Below are 16,538 nucleotides of genomic sequence, written 5' to 3' on the forward strand. Positions count from 1 at the left end.
CTATCCAAAAATTAAATAGGCCGCCCAACATGAATATCGTTGAATAATCCTGTCAATATGCTTAATCTTACAGAAAGTTATCCAATCCATTATCAACAAAGGTATTAGAGTAATTAAAAAAATTAACAGCAGTATGTACTTCCACCATGAAATCTCGTTAATATTCCAACCGAATATGGTTAGCCCTCCCCTAAGGAAATTTTTTATTATAATCCCTTTAGTAGTTCATCAAGTTCTTCAGGCTTAAATCCAACACTACGCTTTACTTCTTCTTGCTCATTAAGCAGTATAGTTACCGGTACACCCATTACCTCAAATTGCGCTGCCACTTCTGGCTTCTGTGTAACATCAACTGTCTCATATTCAACTCCTGCATTATTTAAATAATTGGATACCATTTTGCAGGGATTACAATTCGGTTGCTCTAATTTAATTAATCTCATTTAAATCGCCTCTCTTTTATATTTGAATTTCCATCCTTTATGTGTTTTAGCCCTTCCAGATAAACACCGCATAATACCTTGTTTAATTAATCCATGGTCTCTTGCAAACTCCCTAATTCCTTTAGCTTCAATCAAAACTCCTTCAGGAGATAATGCGAATATTTCTTTTTTTATATTTTCTAAGTCTCTATAATTGTTGTTTTCTTTCTTAGTTAAGAAGCAACATGTTACAAGTGAGTATTTCCTTTTATTTATTGGCACATTTATTTGAATTTTATCTTTATCCAAATGAATCTTTCCTTGAGAAAACAGGATCTCATCATACCCTTTGATTAAAGGGAGATCCTCTAAAAAATTCTCGAAGCAATGCCACCTTCTTTCCACAGTCACTCCTTTGGCACCGTATCTTTCATAACCACATCCCCTTGGATGATAGCAACGCTCAAGCATTCCACTCCAAACACTGTACTCCTTTTTATGATCAGTCATTTTCACATTGCCCATGTACCCTACTCCGAATACAGACTTCTCAAACTTATCTTTTATCTTCCCGCGTTTCATTTCAACTTTTTCAACAACTCTTCCATACCCAGTTTTAAGAAAACGAATTCTATATTTATATCTGTTCATTTCTCTAAAAACTTGAACCACTTTGTACTTTTGGTTTGCGTTATTCACATAAACTTTACCGACAAGACTGTCTTTTTTAAGGTTAATCAAATATAAAATCCGTGTCCCTTAATGATTCTACTGTTGCTTTTTTATAGCCAACGCCCTTCATTGAAAAGAAGTCATGCGACTTAGTTTTAGTACTCAATCCATTAATAACGATTGGATTAACATCCTCTTCTTCAAACCAATGATCAAAGCCCAGATTGTTTAATGCTTTATTTGCGTTGTATCTGATGAATTTCTTTACATCTGGAGCTAAACCAACCTGATCATAAACATCTTCTGTATACTCTAATTCATTTTCATAAAGCTCTTGGAGCAAACTTAAAGCCCATTCATACATTTCTTTTTGCTTCTGAGGCGTTTGTTTCTTATATATCTCTTGAGCTAATAAACCGATGTATACGCCGTGTAGCGCCTCGTCTCTAATACCTTTAGTTCAACCGAGTTCGCTACTCTCGGCTCGTTGCCCTGTCGCAACCGCCTTACGTTACCGTAAGGAGCAGACTATATCATCATCCCTGTAGGATGCCTCCCGTTTCGATTTAAGGGGTTCTCACCCACGCCAATAGCTTGCGCCCTACTCGTTTTGCGGAATTTCGCCGCCTATGCGATAGTCGTTGAACGTTCTATGCGATCCCATAAAGTCTTCCATCTTCTTTTATGTCGAATCAGACTAACGTAACGGGGATGAAGGCTGTATTTTTCACCAGCTTCAACATTGTTCATTCCAGCAAGCAAATCATAGATTAAATTTGTTGCCTCTGAGTCTGTGAGTTTTGACATTGAATTACTTTCTCCAGGTTGTCCTGACATTAATCCAATTTTCATTGCATGTAGAGTATTTTCTTTAGGTGTAACTATCTCTAAGTTCCGAACGTGATTGTTTAGTTTATTTCCATCTATGTGGTTTACAAACATTCCTTTTGGTATTTCATGAATAAAATATTTTGCGACTAACCTATGTACTAAAAAGTTCTGTGTTCCTTTATTCGGATGCGTGTATCCTATCATTTCATAGCCATGTGGAGTAATAAATGTCTTTCTTGGTTTCTTTAATTTTTTTGATATGATAACTCCCGTTTCCGTTATCCACCAAGGTGCTTCTTCGACTTCTTTCCTTATCATTTTCACCTCCTTTGGGTTCGCATAGCTTCGCTGCTGATTGTCCTAAAAAGGATTTTCCAGCAATTAGAGAGGTTCACATTTGCCGTTGCCGACAAAAGGGACTATTAAATAATCAGGTTAATAATCTCTCCACTCTGCATGAGCTTCCCTTGTCCATAAAAGTAAAGTGGATAATAAAACCCTGAATAGAAAAGGAAACTCTCTAGAAACACAGATGCAACCATTGCTTTAAATAAGGAGATATCATCGTTTTTCTGAACTGCTTTATAAATTAAAACAATTGTTCTAGCCTTCTTTTGAAGAAACCTATTGTTTTTCACCCATTCGAAGACTTCATTGATCTTCTCGGTTGGAGCCAAAGTTAGAAATATGTTGCTGTAGGATTTTGCGTGCACCGCGTTTTCCATCATCGCCATGAAATTAAGAACCGCTTTTCGCTGATGACCTTCGACGTGCTCGGCCACAATCGGCATGCCAGTGTTCCCCTGCTCTGTGTCCAATAATGTAAGCCCGGCTAAAACTTTCATATAAGTGTCTTGCTCATTTTTACCCAAATACTTCCAAGTGAGAAGATCGCCGTTTAATGCGATCTCTTCCGGAAGCCAAAACTGCTTTACGTTTTGGTTGTAAAACATTTGGGTGAAATCATCTTCATGCTTTGACCAGTTTGCTGCAGTATACTGCTTGTTTTTCTTTAGTTGTGACAAAAATGTGACCTCCTAGATATATTTCCTCCCTTAACACTTGTAAAATGAAGGAAATATTTTATAAATGTTGTAAGTCTTATAATGCAACATATTCACTATTAAGGGAGGAATAAAAAATGAAAAAGAAACTGATTATTGGTGCTTTAGTTTTAGGGCTAATACCTACTATTGGTAGTACTGCTGCTTCAGCTAAGCCGCTTCAAAATCCTGTGAAAGTCATAAATCCTTTAGCAGATGATAGGTGTAAAGGCGGTGGCACTCTAATTTGTGAAACTGGTATATTTTCAGCTAAAGGAACCTTTTATTTCGATTATTATGGAAGTGAAGACGACCAAATCAGAATTTACATTGCGAATGATGGAGCCTACCCTTTTGAGTACAGAATTACGAACCCTGACGGCAAGAGAATAGCAGACGGTATTACAGTGAAACCAGGAAAGTTCAAAGAAACAACCTTTTACGTAAAAGATATAGAAGGTTCTTATAAAGTCCGTGTAACAAATGATGACGGTGAAGATATTAAGGCTTTTGTTAAAGCAAGGGGACTTTAATTAAAAACCCAGGGGTCAGACAGAGACTGACTCCTTTTTTGTTTAAACAACACATGACAAGCAACCTTCCTGCCCAGTATCCTTCGTTCGAGCATAATACAGCGTTTTAATTCCTTTGTGATGCGCGTATAAGTCAATCCGGTTTAGATCGCGCGTCGTCATCGTATCCTTTAAGAAAAGTGTAAATGAAATCCCTTGATCGACGTGCTGCTGTATAGTTGCAATAAGATCAACTACCTTAAACATGTCCATATCATAAGCTTCCTTATAGAAGAACCAATTTTGAGCCGATAAACCTGGCATTGGATAATATGTCTTACTGTTTCCGTATGTACGTTCCTCGATTCTCTCCATAATAGGCATTACACCGGCCGTAGATGATTGAACGTATGAGATGCTTCCTGTAGGTGCAATAGCCTGCCTATACGAATGATACAAGCCATATTTCATAACATCCTCTTTAAGCTTCATCCAATCTTCAATGTTAGGAATATGTTGATCTCCAAACAGGTTTTTAACCTTTTCATATTTAGGGCTATAATCATTTGTCACGTACTTATCAAAATACTTACCTGATTTGTAGGTCGACCCATCAAACTTGTAGTACGTCTCCCCTGTTTCTCGTGCAATTTCCATTGAACGCTGCAGGGAGTAGAAGTTAACCATCATAAAATATGTATTTGCAAAATCCTTAGCTTCTTCACTTTCATAAGCGATTTTATTTTGAGCTAGAAAACCATGCAGGTTCATCTGCCCTAGACCAATTGATCGCATTAGTATATTTGCTCTCGCAACAGCTGGGGCATTAACAATGTTTGTTTTTCTTGTAACAGTTGTCAATGAGTCAATTGCTATTCTAACCGTTGAAGCAATTGATCGATTATTCATTACATTTACAATGTTCATGGATCCAAGATTACATGAAATATCTAATCCAATTTCATCTTCCTGATCGTAATCTGTATAGACTGACACTTGTGATGCTTGGAGCACCTCTGACTTTAATATTCAACGAAAGGCGCAACACTCTCGTCCGTTCTCTTATGAACTGCTTACGATCACTCGTAAGAATAGACTATATCATCGACCTATAAGGCCGCCCGCCGTTTCCATCGCCATATGCTTGCGATGTACTCTACTTCCTTACGCTAGTGCGTGGTTTCGATAGTCGTTCGGCATTTCCGCAAGATGCGGTTTAGCACGGTATTGTCTATTGAATAGAGTTTCACCGTTTAGACGGGTTTGCTACGATCATTACTGACCGAAGGTGCTACAGTTAACACAAATTAGAAAACTTCACTTTTGAAATGTGTTCATTTGGATGCACTTTATTTACATTGTCTGCAAACATAATATACGGATAGCCAGATTCACTTCTTAGAATGGCCAATTGCTCCAACAGCTTTCGAGCATTCCCCTTTGTTTTCCTAACTTTAGGGTTTTCAACAAGCTCATCATACATTTTATTGATGTCCATCTCATCAAGATACTGCCCATATTCTTTGTAAACTGAATGAGGATAGAACATGTAAAAATCCTTATCTTCTCTTGCCAATTCAATAAATTTATCAGGAACAACTACTCCAATAGACAGTGTTTTAACTCGGACATCTTCATCTGCTGAGATTTTTTTGGTATCCAGGAACTCTGTAATATCTGGGTGGAATACACTTAGATAAGCCGCACCTGATCCTTGTCTTTGCAGACCATTCAGACGTGTTCGCTAAGCACGTCCCGCCATATGGCTGCTTCATGTTACCATGAAGGTTAGACTATATCTTCACCCACTAAGGGTGCCTCCTGTTTCGACTGCCAATAGCTTGCAGCCTACGCCTTTCGGCTAGTCGTTGCACGTTCAAGACTTTAGTCTAGCTTCGCTCATGATTGTCCTTGTAGGAGTTCCCATGAATTAAAGAGGTTTTCGATCGCCATTTCTGACGAAAGGGGCCAAATCAACCCATTTGATCGGCATATCTAAAAGCATTATCCAATAGCTTCATAACACCTACGACGCCTTTTGTTACATTTTCCACATCTTTAATGGCTTCGCCTTTGGCTCTTAATTTATTTAAGTTTAATGCTACGCCACCGCCTAACTTAGACAGTTGCATTGAAATATCAATAGCACGTGAAATATCATTCAAACTGTCACCTACTTCAAGTAGGAAGCAACTGACCATTTCACCCCTTCGCTTACGACCAGCATTAATGAAAGCCGGCGTAGCTGGTTGATACTCTTGTTTCATCATAGTACGCACATTCTTAACCGCTTTCTCATAGTCTCCACCTGCGAAAAATAAAGCTACAATTGAGACACGATCCTCGTATCTCTCCAGGATCTTTGTTTTGTCGTTTGTCTTCAATGCATAGTCATTGTAGAACTTAAAGGCACTCATGAAAGATGGGAATCTGAATTTGTAACTGTAAGCAAGTTTAAAAATCGTTTTAATCTGCTCAAATGTGTACTCGCTTAAGAATTCTTCTTCGTAATATTCATTTTTAATCAGATAATCCAGCTTCTCTTTTAAATCGTGAAAGAAAACTGTGTTTTGATTGATATAGTCTACAAAATAGCTATGTACAGCCTCTTTATCCTTCTCAAATTGAAATTTACCGTCTTTCTGAATCATGATCTCATTATTGAGCTTGATCCACTTTGGTATTGTGTTTGTCAATAAGTTGTACCTCCCGATTAATCTTCTGCAAATCTTGTTTTGTTCCACTTAGTTCAAACTTTAATAACAATGGTACGTGAAACATTGCTGAGAGTTTGTCACCAGCTAAACCATAGTTATCACCCCAAACCTTGTTACCACTCACAGCAACTCCTTTTATTTTATTTTTATTCTTAATAATAAAATTCAAAGTCCTTTCAGGCACTTCCCCAAAGCCTATCGTATATGTAATATGTATAAATTCTTCTTCAATGATTAAGTCATCTGTAATTTCAATGACATCGAAGTTTAACTCCCTTTGTAAAGCTTGAGCAAACCTTTTCACGTTACCTGTCTTGCTTTCATATGTAATAATCAATACTCTTTATATTCCCCGTTAACTAAGCTGTTCGTGGTTGTTTCTGCTTCATTTTCAGCATGATGGAATGCTTCAGACATTTCTAAATTGATCTCGGCCATTTCAGCATAGCCTTTGGCCATTTGAGCTTCATAATCTGATAGCTTTGTCATTGGTACTGGAATGTAGTTATCCTTCTGCTCTTGTGTGATAACCATTTGATCCCCTTCAAGATTGGTCGCAATCAGCTCTCCTTTTAAAGCAGTGTATGAACCACCATTCTTCATATGTACTTGCGTATTTTCTTTTGCTTCATCCATGGTTACAAAGTGACTGCGCTTAACGTATAACTGTTTAGCAGCTCCCATTCCACAACTCCCTTTTCTCTATTTTTTGTTTTTATCTTTTTCGTGTCTTACGTCCAACTCATCCATATCATTGAGAATATGGTTAATAACAACATCACTGAACTTACCGAATGCCTTATATCCAATTAACTTGCTTCTCAAATCTCTCCACTTTCTTGCTGCACTCATTTTGCTTCCCCTTCCTTTGAAACTGTGATTTTATTTAAACTAAAACCAAAACATTGTTTTTGATGTACTTGTCTATATCTGATTTTGTATAAGTAAGAGTACTGTCGGTTGTAGTGTCAGTTATTTCGAATTGTTCAGTATTATGATTCATTCTTGCTGTGTATACAGTATTGCTGACTACAGCAATAGCTTCTTCTGATAGCTTAAATTTAAATTCGTTTAAATCAGCTACTTCATCAATCTCTCTTACCTCATGCGGTACTCCGCTTTCTTCTTGAGCGTACACAGCATCATTATGAGCCTCAATAGCATCATCATAAGTGTTAACAAGTGTTCCCATGCAATAAAGTCCGTGTTTTTTATTCATTGTCATCATCCTTTTAATTTATTTTTATTCTTTAAAGTAAACTTCCGTCCATAATCAAAACTCTTTCTTCATTACTTTGAAGCTCTTCGAGAACATCTGATATCGGAGATAGCTCTTGATCCTCTGTTACTGTTCGACTATGTTTTACTGCTGCGTACAACATACCAACTTCTTTGATCTCTTCTTTTAAGTTTCCATCATCATCCGCAACTTCTTCTGTATATAGCTTTATTGCCTTTTCCTTTGTATTAGCTTTAATTAATGCGTAATATGGGTCACATACTTCAAAATACTTCATAACGGGTTTTTTAACTTCCAACTCCTCAACGTAATCGCCTTTAATTTTCACATCATCAACTCCGTTTTCGAGCAAATGATCTACCATGTCCTTGCCTAGTTGTTCTAACGCAGCCCCTTGAACAGATGGACTTTCGTCATTAAATCCTTCATGAGCGTAACAAGTTGCTTTTATTTCAAAAACTGCTGCTTTAATCCCCATAGGCAATTCTCCTTTTATTTTACTTTAGTGAATCTCTCAATCTCTTTACCATCAACAACCACTTTTCCAAAGAACATATCTTTAGGTCTTGCCCAAAGAGCACCGTCTTGGTCTTCATATGTAACCAGCTTTTCTTCTGTTTCAGTGTGAACTGCCTCTCCAATAACCTTGTAAATGCCACCTTTATAGTGTTTATAATGACATCCGATAAAATCAAATGTGTCTATTGTAGCTTTCCTCCTTAAGCTTCCTCTAAATTCAACACAAGAACATTTTTATATGGATCTAATTGAATTTCATCGCTTGTTTCTTCTCCATCAATTCTGAAACTAACTCTTGTGTCTCCGTTAAAATCAAGTTGATCTTGTAATGCTTTGATTACATCACTTACTTTGGGTTTACTTAGCTTTCCTCTATATTCATCATAGGCCATTTAGAAACTCCCCTATTTGTTTACAATTTCTTATCAAGAATATCTTTAATACTTTTTAAAGTTTCCTTATACTCGCTATCCAAGCCACTTACATCAAGATTTGTTGAGATTCGATAGTTTCCTGAGTTGTCATACATTGTGATGAAAGCCTCAGTGTCATCCTCTTTAGCACTAAACGTGATATCATGAAGCTCAACCTGATCTGCACCGTTTTCTTGCTTTAGTTCTTCAATATAGTCTGGCTGCATCATGTTGAATAACTCTTTAGCTGTAGTGAACTTTACTTGTTCTAATAAGCTATCTTCTTTGTATTCAAATGTCTCAAAATAAAGATTAAATGTTATATAGCCTTCTACTAAATTTCCATGTTTAGTGTATTCCAGTCTTCATCATCCTTTATTCTTTATTGTCTTCTGGAGTCAACGGCGATTTACCGTTGAGATAGTCTAAATAAGACTCTCGGCGCTTCTTACTGCAAAACATAGAATCAGTTGAGTTCCCACATTCTCTACATAGCATTTCTCATTTCCCTTTCTCAATAAAATCATCCTTTTAATGTAATGAATAAATTCCAGGTTCGCCGATGTCGCCCCCTAATGAATTAAGTGCTTTAAATTCTAATTTAACTGCCAAGTTTCCATCTGTGTTGAATTTAATTTTATCTACGTTCACCTTGACCACTTTTGTTTCTCCCTCATAGCTTGTCAATTTCATTTTCAATGGGTCTGTATGTGTTCCGTCTAAACCAAACACTTTAAAAGCTAATGAATCCTTACCAGTGTTTATTATGATTTTGTCCTCATCCTCAACAGCTTCAATGTTCTGGCAGTGAAGGACAATTTTCGTTTCCTTCGGTAAATAATTATTAAATTTTTCTTTATAAACAGAGATTTCCTTTAAAATCATATCTGCCTCTCCTTTTGCAAAATTGGTTTAAAATAAAACTTTTAACCGATTAAACAAGAACTCCGTTCCAGTCATTAAATTCTTCAATATCCTCGTTCTTTTCCTTATGTCGCAATTCATCTGCTTCTACTTTTCCAATAATTTTTTTAACTTGTTCAATTAGACTCCATTTTCTTAAACCTGTGTATATGATTAACCCCGGAACTTGATTGCCTGCAGCTAATGTATTTTTCGTAATAAAATCCTTAACCTCCCATTCTAAAATATGCCATCGTAAAACTTCCCCTTCTTTAACGGATAATTTAATTTCATATGTACCTCTAACCGTTGTAATCTTCTTTGTTAATTCCATAACATCACCCTCCATGTATTTGTTTCTCCTCGTTAAATAAACAATGTGCTGACATACAGAACAATCAATGCAAAAGCTGAATGAAGTAAAGACTTACCGGCTTTCTTGAAAATGTTCTCATCTTTTTCCTGATCTGATCGTTTTATACCTTTGACAAATACGTTGAGTAAAACACCAATAACAAATGCATGAGGTAAAGTGACATGGACATTTTGAATGTTGTATGTATCAATTAGCAAAGGATTTAACACGTGATTCAATCCATAATAGACAACTAGTGACATAGTCAATGCTTCAACAAAAATGAGTAACCCAACTACAATCAGAGAACCTGATCCGATAAAGAAACCGTTCCAAATATCTTTTGTATTCTTATTCAATAACTATCTCTCCTTTAGCCTTTTTTAATTAACCTCTTCCACCAAGAAGCTTTACGTTTTTCTTCTTGCTCTTTAAAGCGTTCATATTCTTGTTTAAGTTGCTGATTAAATTCCTTTATTTTTTCTTGTTTTTGAATTGCTTTTTCAAGACTCTCTTTATCTTCAATTGTTTTAATTACCTTGTCAGTCTGATATGTCCATTCATTTTTTGTATTGCGCTGCCTGTCTGTTACGACTACGTATTCGTTAAACCCTGGGATATACACTTTCCCTTCGACTTCAATTGGATCTAAGTCGATGATCCCTTCAAAAAATGTCTGGTATTCACATTGCTTCTCAATTGGGACAAGGGCATCACACAGGCCTAATGTCCAACTTTTTTTAATTACCTTCCCTTCAAACTTAGCCTTATGTCTACTCACTTATTCACCTCCTTAAATGTAACTGCCTAATGTGTAATCTGAGATAATTCCTTGTTTAATTAAATCGGACATAATTTCTTGGACTTTATCATGCGTGATATGTGGAAATTCAAGCTTTTCTCTTGTATAAGCTTTCATATAGTATTGATAATCATATGGCTGTAAGTATCTTTCATCTAATACGTCAATTTCACCCTTGAGACTCTTTTTATGTATTGTTAAATTAAATGTGATGTTAGGCTGGATTGTTTTTATGAAGTACCACTTTGATTTCACGTGATCTGTAAAACCGATGCTCCTCATTTGTTTCTCTTCAAGTATGTGAAACCTCATTTTTCTCCCTCATTGATGATTTTCTTTAAGGCTTTTAAAAGCATGTTTAGTGATTTCTTGTCACCCATTTCATCCCGATTGACCTCAATAAAGTGAACTGCTGAAGTTAATTTATCCTGCATTTCAGTTGCTCCCTTCTCACATTTCATTAAATGCCGTTATTGCCACCAACAGTTGCTTTGCCTCAACTTCTGCTATTTGATCTCCAATTTGAACCTTTACCCATGTATCTGGATAATCAATACTCTTAGTTGCCAGGAGTTTCAGAGTTTTTCTGTTTACTCCTCTCAATGTGAATTCGGATGTAATGTCTCTCATGTTTTTCTCCTTTCTATATAAATTGAATTTTAATCTAAATGCTCCATTACAATTTTTAGATAATCTTTATAGTCAATAGCAACCACACTTTCTCCTTTAACAAGTTGTTCACTTTTAACTCCAAAGAACCATCTGTCATCTATCCACTGACGACCAGTCATGTTATTTAAACCAAGTTCATCATGAGACCTAAAAGGACTCACCTCTTCAATTTTCTCAATCATAGCTTTAATTTTTTTAAAATGCTTAGATCGTTTTTTGATAGCGTAAAATCCGTCTTTTGGATTTTTAACAATGTCATTTTTAAATACTTCATACGCTTCGGTTCCTTCATAGACTCCGAAATATTCAGAGTGGTAAAACGAGAAGCCTCCCTTGATTCCATACTTTTCTTCGAATTTATCGAAGAAGGCGTTAATGCCGTTTTTTCGTTTCATCTCAGACTTATACCAATCACTATCCTGTTTTACTTCGTAAATCGGTGCATTTAAGGTTTGCATATTCTCATTCTCCCTTTAATTTAATAATTTATTTAGATATTGCTGAGGATCAATAAGATAGCCGCACTCATGAACGCTGAACCAGAAATCGCTAATATCCATGTAGCAATTAGAGGTTTTATTCTCCTTTTCATTCCATATGTATCTATTGATACAAAACCAATCAACAAAAGACCAACAAGTTCAAGAATATTAATGGCTAGTTGCATTATGTTCCTCCATGTTTTTCAATTTTTCAGCCTAGTCCAACTCTATTTAGGTACTGTTCAGCTTTTTCCATCGCTTCTTTTTCAGTAGCCGCTTCAGCTAATTTAAATGGTGCTGATGGGTCTTTGATTGTAAACATTTGTCCATCAGTACTTTCAACAGTTGCATAGTAGGCTGAATGAAGCTCCTTTGTACCTTCCTTCATAAAGTTCATACGTTTTGCTCCAACCTTGCCTGTAAATTTAACTTTTGACATCTTCTATCTCTCCTCATTATTTGTTTTGATTTGTCGTATACTGCGCTTGCCCGGGAAATTATGAATATTTCATTCTGGCTATTTCCCTTCACATTGTTCATATCACTGTAAGAATAACTCCAAGAATGAGTGAACATCCTCCTATTAAGAAAACCGTAATATAAAATGGCTTACCTTCTTTAAAGTTTTTATTCTCAACCAAACATGCCAATCCATTTCCTAAGAATATTGAGCCGAATAAGATTAGACCCAGTATCAAATATGAAATTTCATTCACCTCGATTCTTGATAAAAGGAATATTTTATTTTTACTCTTAAAGCAGTTGCAAGTATTCCAACGTCTTTTCTAATTTCATGTCTTTACAACTCTCAATGCATTCTTTCTTGATTGCTTCTCCGCATTCTTTATGTACCGGGAATTCCCTGTATTCTTTGTTATCAGTTATTCTTATGTAATAAACGATCTCGCCTATGTGATCCTTGCATTTAACACACTCCAATGCATCACCTCGCTCCCTATATTTCTAATATACTCGCATCTCATCAATTAATCAACAACTATTTTATTTTTATTCTTAATATTTTTTAAAAAGTAGGAGAGTTTCCTCCCCTACAGTACAATAAGGCTGCCGCTAATGGTCTTCAGTTCGTTTATGAAATACACGAACAATTATTGCCGCTATGAAGAATAAGGCAAACAATCCAAAAGCCATTGATCCATTCTTTAAAATTATCCCAAAGATCAACAAAGCGCAACCAGACAAAATAAATAGTATTTTACTTAAGATATTGATCATTTACACTTCTCCATACAATCAAAGAATGCATTTACACCAATAATACCAGCAGAATTTACACAAGCATAGCAAGCAGTCCCTGCTGTTGCTGGAACACCAGCTGTGCATGAAACTCCACATAAAATAGCTAAACCGGTAATTGCCCATTGGCTAATATTTTTATCACCTAAGCAATCTGATACGCATCCAGTCCAACTCTTCTGAGCACTCATCATGTTAGATGAGCTTCCTTTGTCCTCTGAAGTTTGTTTTGTTTCAAAGACCCCAGACTTGTCCTCATCCTTAACACCATTAACCCAATAATTCATTTCATTTTGAGTACTGCTGATTTTCTTCATGTCAACTTCATAGTATTCTTCAATATTCATATCGCTATCAAACGAAACATTAAATGAGCTAACTCTGTCTACTTTTTCAGTGTCCACGTATAAATAAGAAACCGAATAAGTTACTGTGCCATCATCATACTTAATAGCTCTAACTGATGCATTATCAAATACCTTTTCGTTGGATTTATGATACTTAATGTCTCCATTTTCAATTGCTTTTTCTGCCTTAGATAGAAGTTTTTCCTTAGTCTTTTTACTCACATCAATAGTGTGATCTGCAATAAATTCTGCCTCTGATTTTACTTTATCCTTGTCGACATTATCTGTTGAGATTGTGCTCTTTGCATCACTGTTCGGAGGAAATGTTGAAAAGGCCAGGACAAATACGGCAACTAGTGCTAAGATCGTTCGATAAAAATTGTTCATTAAAATATCCCCTTTGTAAAAATATAATCCTCATCTGGCACCAATACTTATCAAACAAACAATCTCATAAATCACCTTCTTTCTTTAATAAATGCTACCAATCATATAAATAATTGTTAAGAAATACTGATGATTTTGAATATTAAGTAACACAGATGTCCTTATATCAAGGGGATATTACTCACCTTTATAAACAACTTATGTAATTTTGTAATTCCTTAGATTTAGTAAAAATCTCACCGAATTTTTTGTCTATAGTTTTCCATTGTCTTTCAGATGTTGAAGGCAACTCATTTTCAAGGTAAATGAACAACTCATCAACTCTGCTGCTAAGTTGATCCATATTTTGCACAAGCGTTTCTTTTATTGGATCAGATATGTACACGGATCCGTCCTCCCTTATGAAAAGATAATTACTGCCTTGCTGTTGTTATTTTTTATGTATGGAGAATATTTTCGTTCAAGATAATTCCTTGACGTTCCTTCACCAATGCTCACGTTATAAACGATCTTTACTTTATGTATGTCTAATGCCTTTCGTTTTGCCTGTTCAGGTGATAGTGCCTCAATTATCAAAGACGTATTTTCGTCCTTGTGATCTTTACATCTAACATAGTACCTTTTCAATAAACATCCCTTTATCCTTTCTTTTTATCCTGTTGTATTAATCCTCTTTTAGGTAAGTCTTAAAAAACTCTTCTAGGTTTGCAGCAATTGCACCGACAACTTCTGCATAATGTGTATGGCTCTTCTCTTCGGATCTTAAAAGTTCAACTGCAGAATTAGCAATGGCTTTTATATCCCCCTCGTCTAATTTGCCGCTTCTTACTTCGTCTTTAATTTTTTCGGCTTCCTCTTTTAAGCTTTCTGGATAGTTCACCACAGCATTCACCTCTTATATTTTATTTTTATTCTTTAAAAGACAAATTTTATTCAGATTCTTTATTAACGTATGTATGTATTAATTCCTTGAATATTGACTCAAGTACAGTTACAGTAATTGAATTGCCGGCTTGCTTGTACAACTGCGAATTACTAATTCCCACTGATAAGGCTTTCTCAAAATCTTCTTCATCAAATGCTTGCAGTCTCCAACATTCTAATGGAGTGAGCTTTCTAATTCTGTATTTTGGGTATTCGCCAATTGCTACACCATGACGATCAATTGTATTAACAGTGAAGGCCGGTTCATCGTCTTCTTTAAAGCGTCTGCCATTTTGTCTTTTTTCTTCCCTTTCTGGAGTTAAGACGGGTCTTATTTCAGGGTTTGGCACAGAAATTTTCACCCCTTCACCCTTATTTGTTGTTAAAGTTGAACTTAGCCCATTTGAATTGTAAACCTGACCATTCATTCCTTCTCCTGAAGGATTAATATTACCAACATACTCAACAGCAATTTTAGGTTCTCTATGACCTCCTCCCATAGTTGTTAATGTTGGTGACACCCCATCAGGCGAGTACACTCTTTTAATTGCATCATGTCCTTTTAGATCAATGTGACCAATCATGATCGGGTCTTCCACTTTGTATAGCGAAGTCTGCCCTCCGAGACCACCTACCGATTGGGATGTCAAAGTTGTTGCAATGCCATTTGAATCATAGACTCTATTGCCTTGTTTAAAGTTTCTGGAATATGTTTTTCCGTTATTCAGCCACCTCTTTCCTACGTTAATGCCACCAACAAACACCACATCTTTTTCTTTTGGTTTTTCAATTTGTTCAATCAGTTTAGATGTTTTTTCTTCGCTTAAGTAATACTTCTCATCTACATATTCCTCAAGAATTTCTCGCAATCTCTTTCCAACAATATCTTGTGCAGACCATTTAAAATTGAAACTTTTTATATTTAATTCTTTTAATCTCTTTTTTCCCTTACTTAAAACATCGTTCCTTCCCTTTTCGACAATCCATTCGTCATTTTCAATTAAATCCTCACGAACTCCAATTATGTATATACGCTCACGATTCTGAGGAACATTGAAAAATTTTGAATTAAGTAGCTCTAAGTCAATTCTGTACCCAACTTCACTAAAAGATTCAGCCATAATATTTAATGTATTTCCTTTATCATGATTGATCAACCCTTTAACATTTTCAAAAACAAAATACCGCGGCTTCTTCTCTTTTAAGGTATCTATATATTGAAAAAACAATGTCCCTCTAGTATCTTCGAACCCTTTCCGATAACCGGCTACGCTAAAGCTTTGACAAGGAGATCCTCCAACTAAAAGATCAAATTCAGGCAGTTTTTTCTTATCAATCTTGCTTACATCACCAAAATTTGATTGCTCATCAACGTTGTGAATCGCACAATATGACTTAATAGCATATTTATCAATTTCACTAAAGCCAACCAGTTCATATTCAACCCCAATGTTTCTTAGTGCAGCTTCAAACGCACCGATTCCACTAAAAAGACTCATTACTCGTAGTTTATTCAATAAACAACCTCCATATATTTTATTTTTACTCTAAATAAAATTGATCTTTTAATCGGTTTCACAAACACTTCACACATTTCAAATATTTTACATGTTAGACTAGGGTTGTACTTACAATCAAAACCTAGGAGGTAATCCTTATGAAAAAGTTTTACAAAGGATTGATTGTTTCTGCTCTATCGCTTACAACACTAGCTCTCCCTGCATTCACATCACAAGCTTCAGCCCTAACACCTGTCAAATCAGTTGACCAAGTTAAGCAGCTAGGCGATCCGCTCGGTACAGTTGATTACCACATGCTTAGGAATTCTAACGTATCTCTATTAAAAGGTTACACCCGGTGGGAAATTGTATCTGGAAGCAACCTTATAAGCATTAGTTCCAGTGGTGTCGTATCCTCTCATTCAACTTTAGGCACAGCATTGGTTTACGCGTATGACATTAACGACAATTATGTGATTTATAAAATTACAGTAGAAGCACGTTAGTTTACTAAGGAGTGTTAATTCACTCCTTTTAACTT

At 35.8% G+C, this 16,538-nt stretch carries 26 protein-coding genes and 6 pseudogenes; 2 read left to right on the top strand and 30 right to left on the bottom strand.

What is annotated here, in order from left to right; genetic code table 11:
• Positions 1 to 206: 206 nt before the first annotated feature.
• The 5 genes and pseudogenes from JNUCC21_RS10865 to JNUCC21_RS10885 form a co-directional block, all read right to left on the bottom strand.
• Positions 207 to 443, bottom strand: coding sequence for a co-chaperone YbbN (locus tag JNUCC21_RS10865; RefSeq protein ID WP_072589210.1), 237 nt, complete (start codon positions 441 to 443; stop codon positions 207 to 209).
• On the bottom strand, positions 444 to 1,163 hold the full coding sequence (locus JNUCC21_RS10870; protein WP_072589211.1) for a hypothetical protein: 720 nt from the start codon (positions 1,161 to 1,163) through the stop codon (positions 444 to 446). It abuts the gene before it with no gap.
• Positions 1,156 to 1,545 (bottom strand): annotated as a pseudogene (locus JNUCC21_RS10875) (ribonucleotide-diphosphate reductase subunit beta); the annotation flags it as partial. The gene JNUCC21_RS10870 and the pseudogene JNUCC21_RS10875, both read right to left, overlap by 8 nt.
• Before the next feature lie 176 nt (positions 1,546 to 1,721).
• Positions 1,722 to 2,243, bottom strand: coding sequence for an HNH endonuclease signature motif containing protein (locus tag JNUCC21_RS10880; protein WP_072589213.1), 522 nt, complete (start codon positions 2,241 to 2,243; stop codon positions 1,722 to 1,724).
• 107 nt (positions 2,244 to 2,350) lie between these two features.
• Positions 2,351 to 2,950: pseudogene (locus JNUCC21_RS10885) on the bottom strand (ribonucleotide-diphosphate reductase subunit beta); the annotation flags it as partial.
• 116 nt (positions 2,951 to 3,066) lie between these two features.
• On the opposite strand from JNUCC21_RS10885, the gene JNUCC21_RS10890 reads away from it, so the two are divergent.
• Complete coding sequence (locus JNUCC21_RS10890) at positions 3,067 to 3,501, top strand: hypothetical protein (RefSeq protein ID WP_072589214.1); 435 nt, start codon at positions 3,067 to 3,069, stop codon at positions 3,499 to 3,501.
• Positions 3,502 to 3,543: 42 nt separating this feature from the next.
• Here JNUCC21_RS10890 and JNUCC21_RS10895 read toward each other — a convergent pair.
• The 25 genes and pseudogenes from JNUCC21_RS10895 to dcm form a co-directional block, all read right to left on the bottom strand.
• Positions 3,544 to 4,500, bottom strand: a pseudogene (locus tag JNUCC21_RS10895) (ribonucleotide-diphosphate reductase subunit alpha); the annotation flags it as partial.
• A gap of 280 nt (positions 4,501 to 4,780) precedes the next feature.
• Positions 4,781 to 5,203, bottom strand: a pseudogene (locus JNUCC21_RS10900) (ribonucleotide-diphosphate reductase subunit alpha); the annotation flags it as partial.
• Between the two features lie 253 nt (positions 5,204 to 5,456).
• A pseudogene (locus JNUCC21_RS10905) lies at positions 5,457 to 6,176 on the bottom strand (ribonucleotide reductase N-terminal alpha domain-containing protein); the annotation flags it as partial.
• Entirely contained in the window at positions 6,139 to 6,534 is a 396-nt protein-coding gene (gene nrdI / locus JNUCC21_RS10910; protein WP_145979853.1) for a class Ib ribonucleoside-diphosphate reductase assembly flavoprotein NrdI, read from the bottom strand. The pseudogene JNUCC21_RS10905 and the gene nrdI, both read right to left, overlap by 38 nt.
• Positions 6,531 to 6,881 carry a hypothetical protein gene (locus JNUCC21_RS10915; RefSeq protein ID WP_096034949.1) on the bottom strand — a complete coding sequence of 117 codons (351 nt, stop codon included), beginning with the start codon at positions 6,879 to 6,881 and terminating at the stop codon, positions 6,531 to 6,533. The genes nrdI and JNUCC21_RS10915 overlap by 4 nt, the downstream gene beginning before the upstream one ends.
• 18 nt (positions 6,882 to 6,899) lie before the next feature.
• Positions 6,900 to 7,049, bottom strand: a complete 150-nt coding sequence (locus JNUCC21_RS10920; RefSeq protein ID WP_154066726.1) for a hypothetical protein — start codon at positions 7,047 to 7,049, stop codon at positions 6,900 to 6,902.
• Between the two features lie 238 nt (positions 7,050 to 7,287).
• Positions 7,288 to 7,416 (bottom strand): annotated as a pseudogene (locus tag JNUCC21_RS10925) (hypothetical protein); the annotation flags it as partial.
• A 31-nt stretch (positions 7,417 to 7,447) separates the two neighbouring features.
• Entirely contained in the window at positions 7,448 to 7,915 is a 468-nt protein-coding gene (locus tag JNUCC21_RS10930; protein WP_160228872.1) for a hypothetical protein, read from the bottom strand.
• A 14-nt stretch (positions 7,916 to 7,929) separates the two neighbouring features.
• Entirely contained in the window at positions 7,930 to 8,142 is a 213-nt protein-coding gene (locus tag JNUCC21_RS10935) for a DUF1653 domain-containing protein (protein ID WP_160229009.1), read from the bottom strand.
• Between the two features lie 14 nt (positions 8,143 to 8,156).
• The gene (locus JNUCC21_RS10940; RefSeq protein WP_160228874.1) at positions 8,157 to 8,348 is read right to left on the bottom strand and encodes a hypothetical protein; all 192 of its coding nucleotides are present in this window, start codon (positions 8,346 to 8,348) and stop codon (positions 8,157 to 8,159) included.
• Between the two features lie 20 nt (positions 8,349 to 8,368).
• Complete coding sequence (locus JNUCC21_RS10945) at positions 8,369 to 8,599, bottom strand: hypothetical protein (RefSeq protein WP_160228876.1); 231 nt, start codon at positions 8,597 to 8,599, stop codon at positions 8,369 to 8,371.
• 301 nt (positions 8,600 to 8,900) lie between these two features.
• Positions 8,901 to 9,254: a hypothetical protein gene (locus JNUCC21_RS10950; protein ID WP_163113688.1), complete on the bottom strand. Its 354-nt coding sequence runs from the start codon at positions 9,252 to 9,254 to the stop codon at positions 8,901 to 8,903.
• A gap of 49 nt (positions 9,255 to 9,303) precedes the next feature.
• Positions 9,304 to 9,621 (bottom strand): hypothetical protein, encoded by a 318-nt coding sequence (locus JNUCC21_RS10955; RefSeq protein WP_241768837.1) that lies wholly within the window; start codon positions 9,619 to 9,621, stop codon positions 9,304 to 9,306.
• A gap of 17 nt (positions 9,622 to 9,638) precedes the next feature.
• Positions 9,639 to 9,986 (bottom strand): hypothetical protein, encoded by a 348-nt coding sequence (locus tag JNUCC21_RS10960; protein WP_369878116.1) that lies wholly within the window; start codon positions 9,984 to 9,986, stop codon positions 9,639 to 9,641.
• A 14-nt stretch (positions 9,987 to 10,000) separates the two neighbouring features.
• Positions 10,001 to 10,348 carry a hypothetical protein gene (locus JNUCC21_RS10965; RefSeq protein ID WP_369878823.1) on the bottom strand — a complete coding sequence of 116 codons (348 nt, stop codon included), beginning with the start codon at positions 10,346 to 10,348 and terminating at the stop codon, positions 10,001 to 10,003.
• A 72-nt stretch (positions 10,349 to 10,420) separates the two neighbouring features.
• Positions 10,421 to 10,741 (bottom strand): hypothetical protein, encoded by a 321-nt coding sequence (locus JNUCC21_RS10970; protein ID WP_369878117.1) that lies wholly within the window; start codon positions 10,739 to 10,741, stop codon positions 10,421 to 10,423.
• Positions 10,738 to 10,863, bottom strand: a complete 126-nt coding sequence (locus tag JNUCC21_RS10975) for a hypothetical protein (RefSeq protein WP_265971791.1) — start codon at positions 10,861 to 10,863, stop codon at positions 10,738 to 10,740. The genes JNUCC21_RS10970 and JNUCC21_RS10975 overlap by 4 nt, the downstream gene beginning before the upstream one ends.
• Before the next feature lie 16 nt (positions 10,864 to 10,879).
• A complete protein-coding gene (locus tag JNUCC21_RS10980) occupies positions 10,880 to 11,059 on the bottom strand; it encodes a hypothetical protein (RefSeq protein WP_038458576.1) in 180 nt (59 codons plus the stop codon).
• 29 nt (positions 11,060 to 11,088) lie between these two features.
• Positions 11,089 to 11,559 (bottom strand): hypothetical protein, encoded by a 471-nt coding sequence (locus tag JNUCC21_RS10985; RefSeq protein WP_369878118.1) that lies wholly within the window; start codon positions 11,557 to 11,559, stop codon positions 11,089 to 11,091.
• A 32-nt stretch (positions 11,560 to 11,591) separates the two neighbouring features.
• Positions 11,592 to 11,768 (bottom strand): hypothetical protein, encoded by a 177-nt coding sequence (locus JNUCC21_RS10990; protein ID WP_160228885.1) that lies wholly within the window; start codon positions 11,766 to 11,768, stop codon positions 11,592 to 11,594.
• A gap of 26 nt (positions 11,769 to 11,794) precedes the next feature.
• Complete coding sequence (locus JNUCC21_RS10995; protein WP_226565902.1) at positions 11,795 to 12,022, bottom strand: hypothetical protein; 228 nt, start codon at positions 12,020 to 12,022, stop codon at positions 11,795 to 11,797.
• A gap of 793 nt (positions 12,023 to 12,815) precedes the next feature.
• Positions 12,816 to 13,574, bottom strand: coding sequence for a hypothetical protein (locus tag JNUCC21_RS11000; RefSeq protein ID WP_163113694.1), 759 nt, complete (start codon positions 13,572 to 13,574; stop codon positions 12,816 to 12,818).
• Positions 13,575 to 13,761: 187 nt separating this feature from the next.
• A complete protein-coding gene (locus JNUCC21_RS11005) occupies positions 13,762 to 13,959 on the bottom strand; it encodes a hypothetical protein (protein WP_020954086.1) in 198 nt (65 codons plus the stop codon).
• A 279-nt stretch (positions 13,960 to 14,238) separates the two neighbouring features.
• Complete coding sequence (locus JNUCC21_RS11010; RefSeq protein WP_369878119.1) at positions 14,239 to 14,454, bottom strand: hypothetical protein; 216 nt, start codon at positions 14,452 to 14,454, stop codon at positions 14,239 to 14,241.
• A gap of 49 nt (positions 14,455 to 14,503) precedes the next feature.
• Entirely contained in the window at positions 14,504 to 16,015 is a 1,512-nt protein-coding gene (gene dcm / locus JNUCC21_RS11015; protein WP_258565239.1) for a DNA (cytosine-5-)-methyltransferase, read from the bottom strand.
• A gap of 140 nt (positions 16,016 to 16,155) precedes the next feature.
• On the opposite strand from dcm, the gene JNUCC21_RS11020 reads away from it, so the two are divergent.
• Positions 16,156 to 16,503: a hypothetical protein gene (locus JNUCC21_RS11020; protein WP_072589229.1), complete on the top strand. Its 348-nt coding sequence runs from the start codon at positions 16,156 to 16,158 to the stop codon at positions 16,501 to 16,503.
• Positions 16,504 to 16,538 lie beyond the last annotated feature (35 nt).

The sequence above is a fragment of the Bacillus sp. JNUCC-21 genome (assembly GCF_041222765.1).
Classification (GTDB): Bacteria; Bacillota; Bacilli; order Bacillales; family Bacillaceae; genus Bacillus; species Bacillus velezensis.